Annotated in this window: 12 protein-coding genes; 4 read left to right on the top strand and 8 right to left on the bottom strand. The window is 72.2% G+C overall.

Translation table 11 applies throughout. The features are described 5' to 3' along the window. Positions 1-58 precede the first annotated feature (58 nt). Positions 59-535, bottom strand: coding sequence for a hypothetical protein (locus tag ABZ911_RS19905; protein WP_358057358.1), 477 nt, complete (start codon positions 533-535; stop codon positions 59-61). A gap of 48 nt (positions 536-583) precedes the next feature. Between ABZ911_RS19905 and ABZ911_RS19900 the strand changes: the two genes are divergently transcribed. Further along, on the top strand, positions 584-1,264 hold the full coding sequence (locus ABZ911_RS19900; protein WP_358057355.1) for a GNAT family N-acetyltransferase: 681 nt from the start codon (positions 584-586) through the stop codon (positions 1,262-1,264). A 58-nt stretch (positions 1,265-1,322) separates the two neighbouring features. Here ABZ911_RS19900 and ABZ911_RS19895 read toward each other — a convergent pair whose 3' ends face one another. The 4 genes from ABZ911_RS19895 to ABZ911_RS19880 all read right to left on the bottom strand — a co-directional run bounded on the left by ABZ911_RS19895 (position 1,323) and on the right by ABZ911_RS19880 (position 6,777). After that, entirely contained in the window at positions 1,323-2,369 is a 1,047-nt protein-coding gene (locus tag ABZ911_RS19895; protein ID WP_358057352.1) for an NAD-dependent epimerase/dehydratase family protein, read from the bottom strand. A 34-nt stretch (positions 2,370-2,403) separates the two neighbouring features. Then, on the bottom strand, positions 2,404-4,638 hold the full coding sequence (locus ABZ911_RS19890) for a bifunctional SulP family inorganic anion transporter/carbonic anhydrase (RefSeq protein ID WP_358057349.1): 2,235 nt from the start codon (positions 4,636-4,638) through the stop codon (positions 2,404-2,406). 66 nt (positions 4,639-4,704) lie between these two features. Next, positions 4,705-6,027, bottom strand: coding sequence for a hypothetical protein (locus ABZ911_RS19885; RefSeq protein ID WP_358057346.1), 1,323 nt, complete (start codon positions 6,025-6,027; stop codon positions 4,705-4,707). Positions 6,028-6,210: 183 nt separating this feature from the next. Further along, positions 6,211-6,777: a YbhB/YbcL family Raf kinase inhibitor-like protein gene (locus ABZ911_RS19880; RefSeq protein WP_358057339.1), complete on the bottom strand. Its 567-nt coding sequence runs from the start codon at positions 6,775-6,777 to the stop codon at positions 6,211-6,213. A 120-nt stretch (positions 6,778-6,897) separates the two neighbouring features. Between ABZ911_RS19880 and ABZ911_RS19875 the strand changes: the two genes are divergently transcribed. Beyond that, a complete protein-coding gene (locus ABZ911_RS19875; RefSeq protein ID WP_358057336.1) occupies positions 6,898-10,122 on the top strand; it encodes a BTAD domain-containing putative transcriptional regulator in 3,225 nt (1,074 codons plus the stop codon). Between the two features lie 86 nt (positions 10,123-10,208). Here the strand turns inward: ABZ911_RS19875 and ABZ911_RS19870 are convergent, their stop codons facing one another. Beyond that, on the bottom strand, positions 10,209-11,015 hold the full coding sequence (locus tag ABZ911_RS19870; protein WP_358057334.1) for an ABC transporter permease: 807 nt from the start codon (positions 11,013-11,015) through the stop codon (positions 10,209-10,211). Continuing rightward, positions 11,012-11,980, bottom strand: coding sequence for an ATP-binding cassette domain-containing protein (locus ABZ911_RS19865; RefSeq protein WP_358057331.1), 969 nt, complete (start codon positions 11,978-11,980; stop codon positions 11,012-11,014). The genes ABZ911_RS19870 and ABZ911_RS19865 overlap by 4 nt, the downstream gene beginning before the upstream one ends. 123 nt (positions 11,981-12,103) lie before the next feature. Between ABZ911_RS19865 and ABZ911_RS19860 the strand changes: the two genes are divergently transcribed. Both ABZ911_RS19860 and ABZ911_RS19855 read left to right on the top strand, forming a co-directional pair. After that, on the top strand, positions 12,104-12,649 hold the full coding sequence (locus ABZ911_RS19860) for a PH domain-containing protein (RefSeq protein ID WP_358057328.1): 546 nt from the start codon (positions 12,104-12,106) through the stop codon (positions 12,647-12,649). Continuing rightward, positions 12,646-14,253 carry a PH domain-containing protein gene (locus ABZ911_RS19855; protein ID WP_358057325.1) on the top strand — a complete coding sequence of 536 codons (1,608 nt, stop codon included), beginning with the start codon at positions 12,646-12,648 and terminating at the stop codon, positions 14,251-14,253. Before ABZ911_RS19860 ends, ABZ911_RS19855 begins: the two co-directional genes overlap by 4 nt. 251 nt (positions 14,254-14,504) lie before the next feature. On the opposite strand, the gene sepH is transcribed toward ABZ911_RS19855, so the two are convergent. After that, on the bottom strand, positions 14,505-17,642 hold the full coding sequence (gene sepH / locus ABZ911_RS19850; protein WP_358057322.1) for a septation protein SepH: 3,138 nt from the start codon (positions 17,640-17,642) through the stop codon (positions 14,505-14,507). Positions 17,643-17,666 lie beyond the last annotated feature (24 nt).

Raw genomic sequence — 17,666 nt, 5'->3', positions numbered from 1 at the left:
TCCTTCGCGCCCGGCTGACAGGACCGGTATCAAGGCGTCGTCAAAGCGTTGCCAATCGTTATCCGGAGACGTCTGAATCGCGGAAGCGTTCGTGGGCGGCCTGCTTGGAGATGCCGAGGGCGGTGCCGATGTCGGCCCAGGACGCGCCCTCGCTTCGGGCGGCGGCGACCGCCTGCTGGGTGAGCGCGCGCTGCCAGGAGTCCACCCGGGCCAGCAGGGACAGCGCCGCCCGCGGGCGTTCCTGGACCACGCGGGCCACCTCCTGGCAGAGCAGGTCGGCCTTGACGACGACCCAGCTCGGCGGGGCGAGCGCGAGGAGGGGCTGGGCGTGCCGGTACCACTGGTCCTCGGCGGACTTGGCGCCTTCGGGGGTCGGCGGGTACCGGCGGCTGTGGGTCCAGCCGCAGGAGCAGGCCGCCTGGTAGCCGAAGCAGTTCTGTACGAAGGCCGCCGAGGTCTGCGACAGTGTGCCGTCGGCGAGGACGGGGGCGGCGAAACCCTCGTGGCCGGGGATGTCGCTGAAGACGATGCTCATGCCGTCAAGATACCTTGACGCGTCAGGAGTTCTTGACGATTTGGAGGGATGGGTGTGCTGGCGGAACTGCTCGCTCAGGCGGCCAACGGGGTGATGCCGGTCCCGGGAGGTGGGCCGACGATCCTCCCGCAACCCTCGCCCAGGGACGCCGGGGTCATCGCCTTCACGGCTCACAATGTGATCTTCGCTGACGTCGATCCGGACTGGATCAGCGGGCACCTTCCCGGCGACGACCTGTCCGCTCCGCTCAACCCGCCCTTTCTCAACGCGCTGGAGAAGGAGACGGGGCGCAGGGTGGACAACGTGGACATGCTGGCGCTGGCCGTACCGCTGGAGGGTGGGGTGCCTGTGGCGTTGCGGGAGATCACCGACAGCGGGCATCCGCGGGTGGAGCGGGCCCGGTCGCATCGGGACGACGTGCGGGTGTGGGCGGGGGAAGCCGGAGTGGTGGTGCTCGGGCGCGGGGTGGCGGGGCGGTGGGAGGTCGCGGTCGAGGTCGAGGTCGAGCACCAGGGGCGCGGGGCCGGCCGGGCGCTCGCCCGCGCCGCGCGGCACCTGGCCCCCGGGCCCCTGTGGGCGCAGATCGCGCCGGGCAACGCCGCCAGCGTCAGAGCCTTCCTGGCCGCGGGGTATGTCCCGATGGGTGCCGAAGCGCTGCTGGTTCCCGCAATAGGTCCGCGTGATGGGGCGGAGGCGCCGACGCCTCCGCCCCTCGGCCCCTGGGAGTGAGGACCGTGCCGGCAGGCGGTGTCCGGGGGTCGAATGACCGCCTGCGGCACCGATGACGCTAGTGCGCCCCGCCCTCCCGTTCTGTGGAGGAATCCACAGAACGGGCAGCCCATTCAGCCAGGATCGCCGCTTCCTTGTCCGCCGCGATGCCGTGCTCCCGCTTCGCCCCGAAGACCCGGGACTCCACCGGGATGTGGCGCAACCACTCCCATGTGTCCGCGACCGTCTCGGCCACCGGCCGGCACCGCAGCCCGGCCCGCTCCGCCTTGGCCGTCGAAGCCCGCCAGAAGCTGGACGTCTCCGGTGCGGCCGGTGCCCACAACGGCAACTCGAACCATACGTCCACCTCACGCTCCAGCAGGAAGGCGTCGTCCACCCAGACGAACTCCGCGTCGGACCCGGTGACCTCCCGGCACATCTCCAGCCAACCGCCGTAGGTCGCGTTCCCCTCCGGCCCGGTGACGATGAAGCGGTCGCTGGTGCCGGCCCGGTCGAGCGTGAAGATCGCGATGTCCCGGGCGTCGATGAGCTGCATGGGCACGTACGGGTCGCCGGGCGCCAGGACCTGGCCGCCGCGCGAGATCCTGGTCAGCCACCAGGGCAGGCGGGCGACGTTCTCGTGCGGGCCGAGGATGAGACCGGGCTGGATGATCAGCGCGTTGCCGTCGAAGCCCTGTTCGACGGCTCGCTCGCACCCGGCCTTCAACACCCCGTAGTCGCCGTCCGCGAAGTCGGGCCCGGCGTCCGGCGGGCACTCCTGCAGCCCGGACTCCTCTGAGACCGGCTTCTCGGGGAAACCGGCGACGGCGGAGATGGTGGAGATGAAGGCATAGGTCCCCGCGTGTCCGGACAGGGCGCGCACCGAGTCGCCCACCACCCGCGGTACATAGCCGGACGTGTCCACCACCAGGTCCCAGTGACGCCCCTCGACGAGCCGAGCCAGATCCGCGCCGACCTCCCGGTCGCCGCGCACCGCCTCCACCCCCGGCAGATCCTCGCCGCTGCGCCCCCTGTTGAACGTGGTGACCTCATGCCCCCTGCGAAGCGCCTCCTCGACGACCGCGCGCCCGAGAAACGCCGAACCTCCGATAACCAGAACTCTCATACCTGCATTCTTCGGGTACGGCACGCGATACCCCTCATGGCTTCACCGAGAGCGTAGGAGCCGACAGCATGTGCACCCGCGCCGACCCGATGTCGAAGTACAGCCCCACCAGCTCCAGCCGCCCCTCCCGGACCTGCCGGTCCACCTTCGGATAGGTGCGCAGGTTCTCCAACTGCTGGATCACGTTCACCCGGCACAGCCGGTCGAGCGGCCCCTGCTCACTCCCGTCGGCGTCGGTCGCGATGAACCTGGCCAGGCTGTGGTTGCCGTGCCGCAGCCAGCGCCGCAGACCGGGCAGGCCGCCCGCCCGGACCCCGGCGCTGAGCAGCCCGGCCATCGCGCCGCACCCGGAGTGCCCGCATACGGTGATCGTCCGTACGCCCAGCACCTGCGTGGCGTACTCGATGGCGGCCACCACGGAGTCGTCGCTGTGCGGCGAGCCGTGCCGGGGCACGAGGTTGCCGATGTTGCGCACGGTGAACAGGTCGCCCGGCCCGCTGGCGGTGATCAGGCTGGGGATGATCCGCGAGTCGGCGCAGGTGATGAACAGGTGGGTGGGCTGCTGCTTGTTCGCCAGCTCGGTGAAGATGGGCCGCACCAGCGGGGCCGTACGCCGGTGGAACTCGCGCGCGCCCGTGGTGAGCTGGCATTCGATTGCGGCCGGCCCGCCCTGCGCGGGCACCAGCTCACGAGCCGGCCGTCGGCGGTGCCTGCGGTGCGCCCACGGCAGCCACCAGCGGTCGGGCGTCTTCGGCGGCGACTTGGCGGGGAACATGCGGACGCCGCTGGCCGCCATCGCGTACCACTCGTCGTGGATCTCGTCGATGTCGACGCTGCCGCCGCTCTGCTCGTGCCGCAGCCGCCAGGAGTGCAGGGCCTCGAAGGCGGCGTTGTCCATGAAGTCGATGTTCAGGTCGAGGTCCACGGGGACGCCCGGCGGGATGGTGCGCAGCTCGTCGGTGAGCCGGGGCACGCCGAGGAAGGTGAGCGAACCGGTGACGGTCACGTGCGTGCGGCCGTCCGGCTCCTGACGCGCGTGCACGGTGACCCGGGTCAGCCGGCGCAACGCGAACAGTACGGCCAGGCCCAGCCCGAACAGCACCCCCTCGGCCAGGCCCAGCAGCACCACGCCCGCCATCGTGACGAGGTAGATCGGCACATCACCGTGGCCGTGCACCTTCCTGATGTGACCCAGGTTGACCATCTGGACGCCGATGAACACCAGCAGCGCGGCCAGCGCCTCCATCGGCACCAGCATGATCGCCCAGCCGAAGCAGAGCGCGAAGAGCAGCACCCACACCCCGTGCAGGACGGTCGACCAGCGGCTGCGCGCGCCCGCCTTGACGTTCGCGGTGCTGCGCACGATCACCCCGGCGACCGGCAGGCCGCCGAGCAGGCCGCTGATCACGTTGGCCGTGCCCTGGCCGGTCAGCTCCCGGTCCAGGTCCGCGCGCGGGCCGTCGTGCTGCCCGTCCACGGCCACCGAGCAGAGCAGCGACTCGACGCCGGCCAGCAGGGCGACCAGCAGGACCGCGCTCACGATGCCGTGCCAGTCACCGGAGGGCAGGATCGGCGGCGCCCAGTCGGTGAAACTGACGCTCAGGTCGACATAGGTGACGTCCCAGTCGAGGGCGGCGGCGGCGAGGGAGGCGGTCAGCAGCGCGACGAGCGGGGCGGGCACCGTCTTGACCTTCTTCGGCAGGCGGGTCCAGATCACCAGGACGGCGATGGTCAGCAAGCCGGTGAGGGTGGCGTGGCCCTGATGGCCGATGATCTGGCCGGGCAGTTCGAGCAGGTTGTCGACGGCCGAGCGCTGCGGCGTGCCGCCGAGCACCACGTGGAGCTGGGACAGCGCGATCACCACGCCGACGCCGGCCAGCATGCCGTGCACCACGGCGGGGGAGACGGCGAGCGCCGCCCTGGCCGCCCGGAACGCGCCGAGGAAGAGCTGCACGACTCCGGCGAACAGGGTGATCATGCAGGTCGCGCGCCAGCCGTAGGTGTGCACGAGGTCCGCGACGACCAGCGTCAACCCGGCCGCGGGCCCACTCACCTGGACGGCCGAGCCGCCCAGCAGCCCTGCCACGATTCCGCCGACCACCGCGGCGATCAGCCCCGACACCAGCGGGGCTCCGGAGGCGACCGCGACCCCCAGGGACAGCGGGACGGCCACGAGGAAGACGACCAGCGAGGCGAGCAGGTCGTGTTTGAGAACCGAGGGGAGGCGACGCCGTGTACTGGCGCCGCTACTCTGAGTGTCCGGCGTCATATGCCAGACTCTACGACGTCTGGACCACTCTCTTAGGCGATTTCTGAGGCTTTTACCAGATCATCATCACCGGTAGTAGTCGGGGTACTCCTGCTCGGGAGTCGGCCGGTGGTGACCGCCGCGCTGGCCGTTCTGGGCGCCCGCCTCGGGGGTGCCGTACATCTCGCCGTACGACGGCCAGCTCGCGTTGGCCGCGGGGGGCTCGGGCCAGGCGGCGGGAGCCGCAGGAGTGGCCGGGGGGCCATAGGAGTACGCCTCGCTCGGCGCCGACAGCAGGTCGTCGTAGGCCGGCACCGCCCTGGTGGGAGCGGTCGGCGTGGAGCTCGCCGGCGTCGGGCCGGTCAGCGCGTCGGAGTCGTCGATCGCCGCCCAGCCCGAGCGCACCTCGTAGGAGGCGGGGTAGGCGGGCTCGCGGACGGGGGCCTCGAAGGCGGGCCAGGAGGAGCCCGTCGAGGGGCCCGGATCATCCAGTATGTCGGGGGACGGGGAGGCCGGCCAGGAGCCGGAGGCGGTGGCCGGGGCGGCGGGCGGCTGGGCCTGCCAGGTGGACTCCAGCGGGTCGGCCGCGTTCGTGTAGGCGGCGGGGAACGGGTCACTGGTGGGCGCGCCGTGGATCGGGGTGGGGCTGACGGCGGGGAAGGATCCGCTGCCCGCGGCGTTCACCGCGGGGAAGGATCCGCTGCCGGGTTGCGCGGCGGGGAAGGAGCTCACCGTGCTGGCGGGCCGCTGCTGCGGCGTCGTCTGGGCGCCGCCGCTCAGGATGCTCAGCACGTCGGGTGTCGGCGCGGCGAAGGTCACCGTGCGCTGGTCGGCCAGCTCGGAGGTGGCGGGCGCGGGCCGCTTGGCGGGTTCCATGAGGTCGGCGAGGCCCGCCGAGGCGGCGGCGGGAGCGGGCACGGGGGGCGCGGCGGGGCGCGGCGGCAGGGCGGCCTGGACGGTCGTGGCGTGCGGGTCGCCCGTGGCGGCGGCCGGCTCGGAGGCCACCGGACGGCTCGCGCCCTTCCTGGCGGCGACCGTGCCGCCGGCGCCGAAACCGCCCTCTTCGGCGTCGTTGCGGATGTTCGCCCAGAACGCCTCGTCGTCGTCTTCGCCCGACGGGGTGCCCCACTCGTCCACGCCGCGTTTGCCGCGCTGGCCGGTGCGTACGGGCTTGGGCTGCCGATGCTCGTCGATCGGGCTGAAGTCGGGGCTGAAGCTGTTCATCCGCGGCTCGGCAGCCGCGAACTGGTCCGTGGATCTGGTCTGCGTCTGCTCATCGCGCTCGGCCAGCGCCTTGAGTCGCTCCGGATCAAGGGAGCTCTCCCGATTGTTCATCGACCGCATGCCCAGTGCCACGACAACGAGCACGAGGAGCACGACGGCGACGAGGCTCAATACGACCGCAGTCATTGCACCACCCTCAAGGCCATGGCCTGCCAGCGGCGCCGGTGAGATCGCGCGGCCATCGACGCGATCTGCCCCCTTTGATCACCAACGCACAACAATTGGATCTGATTGTGTCGGACCACTACGAGCGTTGTCACACCCTAAGTGAAGATTTGGTAAGTACCACTACGTGCAGCGATCACATCATCACTCGATGTGCACCGCCGTGAGACGCCCGCGCGCGATGGTCTGGTCAGCGATCTTCTTGAGGATCTCGGGGAGGGGGGCGCCCTCCTTGACATCGACCCTGCCGCTCAGCGCGTAGACGGTGAAACGGTAGTTGCCCGTCGGCGAGCACGGTGCTTCGTAGCCGGCCTTCCCGCCGGTGACGCGGGCCTGACCGCTGTCGTCAGGCGGACTCGACGCCGCGTCCTCGCCCAGCTCCGTCGTACGCGGGTCGATGTTGTACAGCACCCAGTGCACGGCGGATTCGGAGGGAGCGCTGTTGTCGGCCACGATCGCGATCGACTTGGCCCTGGGCAGGGGTTCGCTCGACCAACGCAGCGGCGGGCTCACACCCGGCGGCTTCTTGCAGGAGTAGTCGGCGGGCAGAGGCGCCTCGTCACGCAGTTGCGGGCTGGAGACATTGATCTCCGCGATCACCGTCGCCTCCGAGGAGGCGAACCCGCAGCCGGCCACGCCGAACGTCAGCGCTGCCGCCGTCATCATGACGGCGACGCGCCCTGCGCGCGTTGACGTGGTCAGCTGCCCCATGCCGGATGATGCTACGCGGGTATCGGCGGTGCGCCGACCGGTTCGGGAGGTTCGGTGGCTCGGAAACGACCCGAAATCCGGCAGAATCTAGACATGGAGGGGGTGAGGTTGGACACAAGCATGACCTTCGCGATTCTCGGCCCCCTCGAAGTCCGCCGAGACGGCCGCCCCGTCGAGATCCCCGGGCACCGCGTGCGCACCTTGCTCAGCCTGCTGATACTCGATGCCGGCCGGACCGTCCCCTTCGAGACGCTGACCGCCGGAATCTGGGACGACCGCCCGCCCGGCGCCGTCGGCAACGCGCTGCAGGCCCTCGTCTCCCGATTGCGCGCGGCCCTCGCGGCGGGCGGAAACAATCCTGTACGCCAACTGGTCGTCGCCGACCCTTCGGGCTACCGGTTGTGCGCCGGGCCGGAGCAGGTGGACGCGCGCCGCTTCGCCGTACTCGCCGCGGAAGGCAGGGCCGCGCTCGCGGCCGGTGACGCGGAGACCGCGGCCGGCACCCTCCGGGAGGCGCTGGCGCTGTGGCGTGGGCCGGGCGAGCTGGGCGACATCCCGGTCGTCGCCCCCGAGATCACCCGGCTGGCCGGGCTGCGGCTGGCCGCCACCGAGGACCGGGTCGAGGCCGACCTGCGCCTCGGCCGCCACGCCGAGGTCCTGGCCGAGCTGCCGGCGCTGCTCGCCGGGCACCCGCTGCGCGAACGCCTGCACGGCCAGCACATGAGGGCGCTGTACGGCACGGGCCGCCAGGTCGAGGCGCTCGCCGCCTACGAGCAGGCCCGCGCGATCTTCGCCGAGGAACTCGGCGCCGACCCCTCGCCCGAGCTGGCCGAGCTGCACCTGTCCATGCTGCGCCGCGAGCCCGCCCCGGCCAAGGGCAACCTGCGGGCCAGGCTGACCAGCTTCGTCGGCCGCGAGGAGGACGTCGCCCGCACCACCACCCTGCTCGAACGCCACCGCCTGGTCACCCTGCTCGGCGCGGGCGGCGCGGGAAAGACGCGCCTCGCCGTGGAGTCGGCCGCGCTCATGGACGGCCCCGCCGGCGGGGCGTGGCTGGCCGAACTCGCGCCCACGAGTGACGCGGCGGGGGTGACGCAGGCGGTCGTCAACGCGCTGGACGTACGCGACAACCTGCCCAGCCCGATCGGCGGAAGCCTGCCGCAGGACCCGGTCGACCGCCTGGTCAGAGCACTGGCCGGGCGGCGGCTGCTGCTCGTGCTGGACAACTGCGAGCACGTCGTCGAGCACGCCGCCCGCCTGGTCGACCGCATCCTGGCCGACTGCCCCGGCGTACGCGTCCTGGCCACCAGTCGCGAACCCCTGGGCATCACCGGCGAGATCACCTGGACCCTGCCCCCGCTCGCGCTGCCACCCGCCGGAGCCGATCCACGCGAACTGACCGCCTCCCCGGCGGTACGGCTGTTCGCCGACCGCGCCGCCGCCGCCCGGCCCGGCTACCAGGTCGAGGGAGAGGCAGCGGCCGTGGCCAGGATCTGCCGCGAACTCGACGGCATGCCGCTGGCCATCGAGCTGGCCGCCGCCAGGCTGCGCTCGCTGTCCACACAGCAGATCGCCGACCGGCTGAACGACCGCTTCCGACTGCTGACCGGCGGCAGCCGTACGGCGCTGCCCCGCCACCAGACGCTGCGCGCGGTCGTCGAGTGGAGCTGGGATCTGCTGGAGGAGGACGAGAGGGCGCTGGCCAGACGGCTGGCGGCGTTCTCGGACGGCGCCACCCTCGCCGCCGCCGAACGCGTCTGCTCCCTCGCGGCCCTCCCGGACACCGAGGCACGCGAACTCGCGCCGGCCGACGTGCTCGACGTCCTGGCCAGGCTGGTGGACAAATCCCTCGTCGTCTTCGACGCCGGGCGCTACCGGATGCTCGACACCATCCGCGCCTACGCCACCGAACGCCTTTCCGAAGCTGCCGAGGACCAGGTCGTCCGGCACGCGCACGCCCTCTACTTCACCGAGCTGGCCGAGGCCGCCGACCCGGGGCTGCGCCGCGGCGAGCAGCTCGGCGTGCTGGCCGCGATGGCCGCCGAGCACGACAACCTGTCGTCCGCGTTGCGCTGGGCGACCGACACCCGCGCCACCGACCTGGCGCTGCGGCTGGTCGGCGCGCTCGGCTGGTACTGGTGGCTGCGCGGCAACCGCCTCGAAGGAGCCGCCCGCACCCACGAGGTCCTCACCACGACGGATCCCGGCGCGGACTCCGCGCGGGTCGCGCTCGCGCAGGCCGTCTACGCGATCACCGCGATCGGGGCGGCGCTGCCGAACGACGACGCGATCGCCTCGCTGGAGCGGGCCCGCCAGGCGACGGTGTCCCTGGGGGCGCTGCTGGCGGGGGAACCGGGTGCCGATCGGCATCCCCTGGTCGCGATCGCCCGGCCGATGCTCGTGCTGTTCGGCGGGGAGCAGGCGCTGGACGGCGAGGTGTTCCCGGAGGAGATGCTCACCCACGCCGACCCCTGGGTGGTCGCCGCGGGCCACCTGTTCCGGTCGCTGATGGACTACAACGACGGCCTGATCGGCGAGTCGGAGCGGGCCGCGCTCGCGGCGGCCGAGGGGTTCCGGGCGGTGGGGGACCGGTGGGGCATCGGCACCTCCCTCAGCACGCTCGCCGACGCCTACTTCCTCAGGGGCGAGTCCAAGCAGGCCATCGAGGTGATGCGCGAGGCGCTGGGCGTGATCGAGGACCTCGGCTCGCTGGAGGACACCCCCTACCTGCGCGCCCGCCTCGCTCTCGGCCTGGACCTGGCCGGGCATCGGGAGGAGGCCGAGGGGATTCTGCGGGAGATCGCGGAGATCGTCACCGGCACCGGCGACCGGATCGGCGAGGCCGGGGTGATCGGCGCCAGGGGCGAGTTCGCCCGGCACGACGGCGACCTGGCCGAGGCCCGCAGGCTCTACGCGGAGGCGGTGGGCCTGCTGGAGGACACCACGGGTGTGCCGTCGCACATGCTGTGCGCCCTCAACTCCTCCCTCGGGCTGCTCGCCGTGCAGGAAGGGGATCCGGAGCAGGCCAGGCCGCTGATCCTGCTGGCTATGGACCAGGCGCTGGAGACCAAGGACTCCCAGCTCATCGGGGCGATGCTGATCGCCTGCGCCGCGGTGTGCCTGGCCGAGGGCCGGGCCGGGGAGGCGGCGACGCTGCTCGGCGGGGCCGAGACATTCCGCGGGGTCGCCGTGGTGGTCGAGTGGGACCATGTGCGGGCCACAGAGGCCGCGCTGTCCGCGCTCGGCCCCGGCGAGTTCGCCCGCCACCTCGACGCGGGCCGCCACCTCACCTGCCCGGAGGTGCTCGCCCTGGCCCGCGCCCAGCTGGGCCAGGCCCCCGCCTGACCAGCCCAGCTCGCTCACGCCCTCACCCGCCCCGCCCTGCTCGGTCACGCCCCCGCCTGACCGGTCCCTGTCGCGCACGGCCGGGGTCAGGCGCGGCTGCGGAAGACCCTGATCGCCAGCGGGGCGAACACGATCATGAATCCGGCCGCCCACAGCAGCGACACGAGCACGGGCCCGGCCACCTCGCCGCCGATCATCAGGCCGCGGATCGCGTCGGCCAGGTGGGTCACCGGGTTGACGTCGGACCAGGCCTGCAGCCAGCCGGGGAAGGTCGCCGAGGGCACCAGCGCGCTGCTGGTGAAGGTCAGCGGCATCATCGTGGAGAAGGCGATCATCTGCACCTTCTCCGGGCTGGACGCCTTGAGCCCGATCAGGACCGACATCCAGGACATGGCCAGCGCCACGACCACCAGCAGCGCCAGCGCCCCCAGCAGGCCCACCACACTGGTCGTCACCCTGAAGCCCAGGATCATGCCGAACCCGACCAGCAGCGCGAACGCCCACATCTGCTTGAAGGTGTCGGCGATGATCCGCCCCGACAGCGGCGCCGTACGCGCGATCGGCAGGCTGCGCAGCCGGTCGAACACGCCCTTGGTGATGTCGGTGTTGAGGCCGATCGCCGTGGACAGCGTGTAGAACAGGGCGTTCTGCACCAGCAGGCCCGGCAGCGCGAACTGCAGGTAGTCGCCGGTCGAGCCCGAGATCGCGCCGCCGAACACATAGGTGAACAGCACCAGGAACATGATGGGCTGGATGCTCAGGTCGAGCAGCTCCCACGGGTTGTGCTTGATCTGCACCAGGCTGCGCCAGGCCAGCGTCATCGTCTGCCGCACGGTGGCGCCCGCGGTCGGCCGCCTGGCCACCGGCGCGGTCACGGTCGTCAGCGCGGTCATACGAGCACCTCCTGCTTCTCGTCGCTCGGCTCGTCCTCGGCCCGGTGGCCGGTGAGCGCCAGGAACACCTCGTCGAGGCTCGACTTGCGCAGCGTCAGCTCCGAGGCGACCACCCCGAGGTCGTCGAGACGCCGCACGATCGCCGGAACCACCGCCGGGTCGCGCACCGCCGCCGTGGCCCGGCCGCCCGACACCTCCGGCGCCTCGCCGACCACGTCGGTGACCACCTGCACCACCAGGTCGAGATGCCCCTCCTGCAGCGGCCTGACCTCGAGCACCTGCGCGCCCGTGGTCGACTTGAGCTGGTCGGAGGTGCCCGAGGCGATCACCCTGCCGTGGTCGAACACCACGATGTCGTCGGCGAGCTGGTCCGCCTCCTCCAGATACTGGGTGGTCAGCAGCACCGTCACCCCGTCGGCCATCAGCCCGCGCACCACACCCCACAGCTCGGTACGGCTGCGCGGGTCCAGGCCCGTCGTCGGCTCGTCCAGGAACAGCACCTGCGGCCGGCCCACCAGGCTCGCCGCCAGGTCGAGACGCCTGCGCATGCCGCCCGAGTAGGTCTTGGTGGCCCGGCCGCCCGCGTCGGCCAGGTCGAACCGCCTCAGCAGCTCATCCGCCCGCGCCCGCGCCGCGCTCCTGGACAGGCCCAGCAGCCTGCCGATCATCAGCAGGTTCTCCACGCCGGTGAGCATCTCGTCGACCGCCGCGTACTGCCCCGTCAGCCCGATCAGCGTGCGCACCTGATGCGCCTGGCGCTGCACGTCGAAGCCGTTGACGGTGGCGCGGCCCGCGTCCGGGCGGAGCAGCGTGGCCAGGATGCGCACCGCCGTCGTCTTCCCTGCCCCGTTGGGCCCCAGCACGCCGAGCAGGCGCCCCTGCGGCACCACCAGGTCGACCCCGTCCAGGGCCTTCGTCTCGCCATAGCGTTTGACCAGGCCCTCTGCCTGGATCGCATTGTGCATGCCCTTGTCCCTTCGTGTTTTCCCCCACCTTGGCGTACGGCACTGACAGTTTTCGCACACGCGAACGGATGCCGCTGACAGCTCGCTGACACGGCGCCCTCCCCGGGCTTCTAAGCTGGGCATGTGAGCGAGCCAAGCAACACCGCGCCCCCGGCCGTGGCCACCGGCCCGCTACGCGACCCGGAGAACCGCGTCTCGCCCAAGGCCGTCAAGCTGTGGCTGCTGGAGGCGCTGGTCGGCTTCGTCCTGCTGGTGAGTGGGGCCGTGCTGCTGGCGAGGTGGATTCCGAGCTGGTCGTGGCTGCCGGAGTGGCTGTCGGGCAACTCCTGGCTGCTGGTCGCCGGGGTGCTCGTGCTGGCCACGCCGCCGCTGGTGGCCGAGCCGTTCGTGCGGTACGCCGTCCATCGGTGGGAGCTTTCGGCGGATGTGGTGTTCGCTCGTTCGGGCTTTCTGACCAGGGAGTGGGTGTTCGTCCCGGTGAGCCGCATCCAGACCGTGGACAAGGCGCAGGGGTGGTTCGAGCGGATGCTCGGGCTGGCCACGCTGGAGATCCGTACCGCCTCGCACTCCGGATCGTCCACGATCAAGGGGCTCGACTACCTGGTGGCCGCGGAACTGGCCGAGAGACTCGCCCGCCGCGCCGAGGAGCTCAGAGACGACGCCACATGAGCGAGGTCCCGGAGATCGCCACGTCCGCGCCGCGGAAACTGCACCCCAAGGTGCTGCTCATCGCCCCCGTGAAGATGCTGCCCTCGCTCATCGTGCCGCTCGTGGGCGTGCTGCTGGTGGGCGGGTTCTCGGTGCGGTCCTACGCCTTCGCGGCGTTCGGGGTGCTCGCGACGGTCGTGTTCGCGGTGCTGCGGTGGGCGACGTTCAACTACGAGATCGTGGGGGACCGGCTGGAGATCCGGCGCTCGCTGGTCAGCAGGTCCGTGCGGACGATCCCGCTGGAACGCATCAGGGGCGTCGACGTGTCCACCCCGCCGATGCACCGCCTGCTCGGCCTGTCGGTGGTGAAGATCGACACGGGGGCCGGCGGAAAAGGGACCGAGGAGGGCGAACTCGACGGCGTCACCGTCCAGGAGGCCGAACGCCTCAAATCCGTCCTCCTCCGCCGCGCCCGCGCCGCCCACACTCCGCTCCCAACGGCCCTTGGTACGGCACCGCCCGGTGACCCGACCGCCTCACCCGGCACGCCTTCGCCGGGCGCCGAGTCGGGTGCGGTCACATCGGGTGCCGGGCCTTCCGCCGCCTCGGCGGGTGTGGGCGATGTTCCGGGTGGCGAGGAGCCCGAGGAGCGGGTGATCTTCAAGGTGCCGCGGACCTGGCTCGCCTACGGGCCGCTCTCCGGCGCCTACCTGCTCACCCCCTTCGCGCTCGCCGGGGGCGCCATCGGGCTGTCGTTCCAGTGGGGCAACGAGCTCGGCCTCGGCGGGGACCTGGCGGTGAGTGCCGGCCAGTGGCTCTGGGAACGGCCCTACCTGCTGCTGGTGGCCGCGGTCCTGCTGGTCGTCGCGATGCCGTTCGTCGGCGTCGTCATGTACGCCGTGTTCAACTGGGACTTCACCCTCAAGGAGCGCGGCGGCTACCTGGTCGCCGAACGCGGCCTCGTCACCAGACGCAGCGTCTCCCTGGAAGCCAGACGGGTACGCGGCTACGAGATCGTCGACTCCCTGGCCGAACGCTGGAAGGGCGTCGCCAGGACCTGGGCCATCGTGACCGGACTGGGCGACTCCGAGACCCGTGGACAACTCCTGCCCGTCGTGCCCAGGCCCGTGGCCCACGAGGTCACCGACAACGCCGTGGGGCCGTTCACCGCACCCCTGCGCCCCCACCCGCCCGTCGCGCGCAACCGCAGGCTCTTCCGGGCGATCGTCCCGTGGCTCGTCCTCGCGCTCGCCGCCGCCCTGGCCGCCTGGGTCACGGCGCAACCCCTCTGGTGGATCCCCGCGATCGCCGCGCTCATCCTGGCGGGACTGGGCGTACCGCTCGGCCTCGACCGCTACCGCTCCCTCGGGCACGGCTACGACGGCCGCCGCCTGTCCGTGCGGTCCGGTTCCGTCCGCCGGGCCCAGGCCGTCATCGAGAGGCGCGCGGTGGTGGGCTGGCGCCTCCGCCAGACCTGGTTCCAGCGCCGCGCCGGGGTGCTCACGCTGATCGTGGGCGTCGGCGCGGGCAAGGGCGGTTACGAGGCCATCGACGTCTCCGAAGACCAGTCCGTCGCCTTCCCCACCGAGGTCACCCCCGACTGGCTCACCCCGTTCCGCACCTGATCAGTCCGTCGCCTTTCCCGCTGAGGTCACCCCCACTGGCTGACCCCGTTCCGCAGCTGATCCGCCGACATCCGACGCAGCCGTGCGTCGTCTGAAGGCGCCGAGCAGGCGGGGCGCACGCTGATCGAACTGGTGCTGGCCTCTGGGCATTGGCGTGTGCTGGGTTGGCGGTGCGTGCTGAGGCGTAGTGGGTCCGGGAAGGCGAGAGGGGCGGCCCCGGTGGGAGCCGCCCCTCATTGCCGGTTACGGCGTCAGTCCTGGCGGCGGGCGCCGAACATGATCTCGTCCCAGGTGGGCACCGAGGCGCGGCGACCCCTGGCACCCTTCTTGGCCTGCCGGGCCGCCGGGGCCGGAGGCGGCGACGGGACGGGGACAGGGGAGGGGGGCTCGGGTGTCTTCTTCGGTTCCTGTACGGGCGTCTCGTTCACCGGCTCAGCATCCTTCGTCCCCTTGTCATCGTCCTTTCCACCTTCTTCCGCACTGACCCTCGCCGCAGGAACCGCCGCCTCGGCCACGGGGGCCTCCGCTTCGGGCGCGGGAGGCGCGGCGGTGGGGGATGCCGCCTCGTCTGCCGGAACCACTCCTTCGCCCACAGGCGCTACCACCTCAGCCGACCCAACGGCCGCCTCCTTCGCAGAAGCCGCCGCAGCCGAGGCGACGTCCGCCTCAGCCGCAGGCACTGCCGCCCCGGCCGCGGCCGTTTCCTTCGCGGGTGCCGCTGAGGCGGAGGCGCCAGTTGGTTCGCTCGCAAGCGTGGCCGCCGAAGCGGAAGAGTCGGTCGTTTCGCCCCCAGGCGTTGCCGCCTCGGTGGGAGTCGGGACCGTTTCGTTCGCGGGTGCCGCCGAGGTTGAGGCGGCAGCCGCTTCAACCCCGGGCGCTGTCGCCCCCGTTGAGGCGACGGCGGCTTCCTGGACGGGTGCAGTCGCCTCGGGTGAGGAGGCGGCGACCACAGATGCCGCTTCTCCGGTTGAGGCAGCAGCCGCCTCGTCTGAAGACGATGCAGCGTCGGCGGAGGTGGCAGCCACCCCGTCCGCATGTGGTGCAGCCTCGGTCGAGGCTGTGGCCGCTTCGCCAGCGGGCGGTGCCGCTTCGGCTGCCGAGGCGGTCGACGCGTTCGCGGGCGCGGCGGGTGTGGTCACGACAGGCTGAGTCGCAGGGGCCGCCAGGGTGGCCGACTCGGTTCCGGGGGTGGCCGACTGGGCTGCGGGGGCTGTCGCCTCGGCGGAGGTGGCGACCTCGTTGGCCGCCTGGACTGGCGTTGGGGCAGGCTCCTGCGGGCTGGCTGCCTGCGGCTTGTCGGCCAGAGGCGTTCCGTCGGCCGCCGATGCCTCCACTGCGGCCTTGTCCGCCTTCGGGGGCTCGTCTCCAGGCGAAGCCTGGGGCACCTCTGAGGTCCCGTCGCCTTGCACAGCCTTGCCCGACTCGCTGACCAGCGCCTCCACCGTCGCAGGCACGGCGGGCGTAGACGAGGCAGCGGGCACGGGAACCTCAGCCGCAGGTGCAGGCCCGCCAGCGGCGGGCGCGGCGGCGGCGGCGGCCGAGGGCGCACCAGGGGGTGTTTGAGCCTCGTTCGCGGGAGCTTCCGTCGCGAGCGTGGTCGCGCTGAGTGTGGGGGCCTCGTTCGCGGGCGCGGGCGCGTTGGGCGCGGGAGCCTCACTCAGGGGCGCGGTTGCATGGGGTGCGGCGGTCCCGGCTGGAGCTGGGAGAGCGGTAGGTGTGGAGGTTTCGGCTGAGGTTGTGAGAGGCGCGGGCGCGGCCGAGGTGGAAGCCTCAGTGGTAGCTGAGGCGGACACCTCGGTGACGGCTGAGGTGGAAGCCTCGCTGGTGCCGTCCTCACCACGCTGTACGGCTCCCGCCGCATCCTTAGCCGCCTCCACGGGGGCCGTCCCAAGGGGGGACGTACCCGGAGCACCGGCTTCCGCACCAGCGGGCTTGTCCACAGCGCTGGCGGACTCCGAAGCCGCACCGACTGGAGACTCGGCAGTCCGTGAGGAGTCGAAGTCGGGAGTCCACGCGGAGGAGGGCTGTCCGGACTCGGTCGCCCGATCCCCCTCTGCCGCCCACGTCGCAGCCCCACGACCGGCATCCACTTCCCGACTGCCGCCCAGGTCGCGACCCGCATCCACCTCTCGACTGGCGTCCGTCCCGCGACCGGCGTCCGTTGTGTGAGTGGTGTCCGTCGCAGGACGGTAGGGCGCGTTCGTGTCGCGCGGCGCGTCGTCCGCCGCCCGGTAGGGACCGTCTGCCGCACGCGACGGGTTGTCCCCAGGGCGGTAAGACCCGTCCGCCACACGCGGCTGGTTCTCCGGCGCTCGGTAGGGGCCGTCCTGGGTGCGCTGGTGGGTGCTGTCCGCAGCCCGAGAGTGGCCGTCGGAGGTGCGTGGCTGGCTGTCCGCGGTGCGCGGGAAGCCGTCCGTGCGGGAGGGTGGAGTGTCAAGCCCGCGCCGGGACCCGTCGAACGACCTGGACCCGCCGGGCTCGAACGACCGAGGTGCCCCCCCGGGCTCGAACGACCGGGGCGGCCCGCCGTCGAACGAACGCGGCGCTCCCCCCTCGAACGACCGCGACCCCCCGGGCTCCGGCGACCATGCGGCGGGCGCGCCGGGCTCGCGGGACGGCTGGTCGCGGGACGGCTGGTCGGTGGTGCGGGGGTAGTCGCGGGCGGCGGGGTAGTCGGGCTCCTGCCGTACGGAAGGGAATGGGACCGGGGGCTGCATCAGAGGCTCGCTGACCAGCGGGGGGACCGGCTGGAGCTTGGCCACCCGGGGGGCGAACGGGGTCACGATGGTGTCCTCGACCGGTGGTGCGGGGTCGAAGTCGGCCGCCGACAGGCGCATGGACTCGTCGTCGTGCGGGGTGACGTGGCGGCGGCGCGGATCGAACAGCCATTCGGCGTGTCGCGTATGACCGTTCCACACGTAGCCGAGCTTGACCCGCCACAGGCCGTCGTCGCGCTTGGCGGAGTCCCAGTCGATCTCGTCGGCGGGGACGCCGCGCCTGGTCAGCCGCTCGGCGACCAGCTCGCCCAGGGTCGGCCCGGGAGAGGACTCGCCGGGCATGCGCACGGCGACGCGCTGCGCCTGCTGGGCCACGTACTCCCGTTCCTGGAGCACGGGGCCCTCGAACCAGCGGACCCGCTCGACTGGAATTCCCGCGGTAGCGGCGATCTCCTCCGCGGTCTCTCCAGCGCGTATGCGAGCCTGGATCTCCTTGGGGCGCAACGGACTCTCCACTTCGATCTCGTACTGGCCGAGACGGGAGAAGTTGCCGCGGACGGCAGCACGGAGCCGGTCGTCCACGGGGAGTGTGAAGCGCGTACCCCGTCCGGCAGTCGCCAGCACGAGGTAGGTGCCGTCCTCACTCACCGCGACGAGTCGGAGCTCCTGCATGCGAGTCCCTTCGTCAGCGTGCTC

This window comes from Nonomuraea sp. NPDC046570, assembly GCF_040645915.1.
GTDB lineage: Bacteria > Actinomycetota > Actinomycetes > Streptosporangiales > Streptosporangiaceae > Nonomuraea.
The sequence above is the reverse complement of the archived record's forward strand: the minus strand, read 5'-3'. Positions and strand labels throughout refer to the sequence as shown.

What these genes read in the sequence shown, in the direction of transcription:
- ABZ911_RS19905 (WP_358057358.1), bottom strand. Translation starts at nt 535, where the DNA reads ATGAGCATCGTCTTCAGCGACATCCCCGGCCACGAGGGTTTCGCCGCC.
- ABZ911_RS19900 (WP_358057355.1), top strand. Translation starts at nt 584, where the DNA reads ATGGGTGTGCTGGCGGAACTGCTCGCTCAGGCGGCCAACGGGGTGATG.
- ABZ911_RS19895 (WP_358057352.1), bottom strand. Translation starts at nt 2,369, where the DNA reads ATGAGAGTTCTGGTTATCGGAGGTTCGGCGTTTCTCGGGCGCGCGGTC.
- ABZ911_RS19890 (WP_358057349.1), bottom strand. Translation starts at nt 4,638, where the DNA reads ATGACGCCGGACACTCAGAGTAGCGGCGCCAGTACACGGCGTCGCCTC.
- ABZ911_RS19885 (WP_358057346.1), bottom strand. Translation starts at nt 6,027, where the DNA reads ATGACTGCGGTCGTATTGAGCCTCGTCGCCGTCGTGCTCCTCGTGCTC.
- ABZ911_RS19880 (WP_358057339.1), bottom strand. Translation starts at nt 6,777, where the DNA reads ATGGGGCAGCTGACCACGTCAACGCGCGCAGGGCGCGTCGCCGTCATG.
- ABZ911_RS19875 (WP_358057336.1), top strand. Translation starts at nt 6,898, where the DNA reads ATGACCTTCGCGATTCTCGGCCCCCTCGAAGTCCGCCGAGACGGCCGC.
- ABZ911_RS19870 (WP_358057334.1), bottom strand. Translation starts at nt 11,015, where the DNA reads ATGACCGCGCTGACGACCGTGACCGCGCCGGTGGCCAGGCGGCCGACC.
- ABZ911_RS19865 (WP_358057331.1), bottom strand. Translation starts at nt 11,980, where the DNA reads ATGCACAATGCGATCCAGGCAGAGGGCCTGGTCAAACGCTATGGCGAG.
- ABZ911_RS19855 (WP_358057325.1), top strand. Translation starts at nt 12,646, where the DNA reads ATGAGCGAGGTCCCGGAGATCGCCACGTCCGCGCCGCGGAAACTGCAC.
- sepH (WP_358057322.1), bottom strand. Translation starts at nt 17,642, where the DNA reads ATGCAGGAGCTCCGACTCGTCGCGGTGAGTGAGGACGGCACCTACCTC.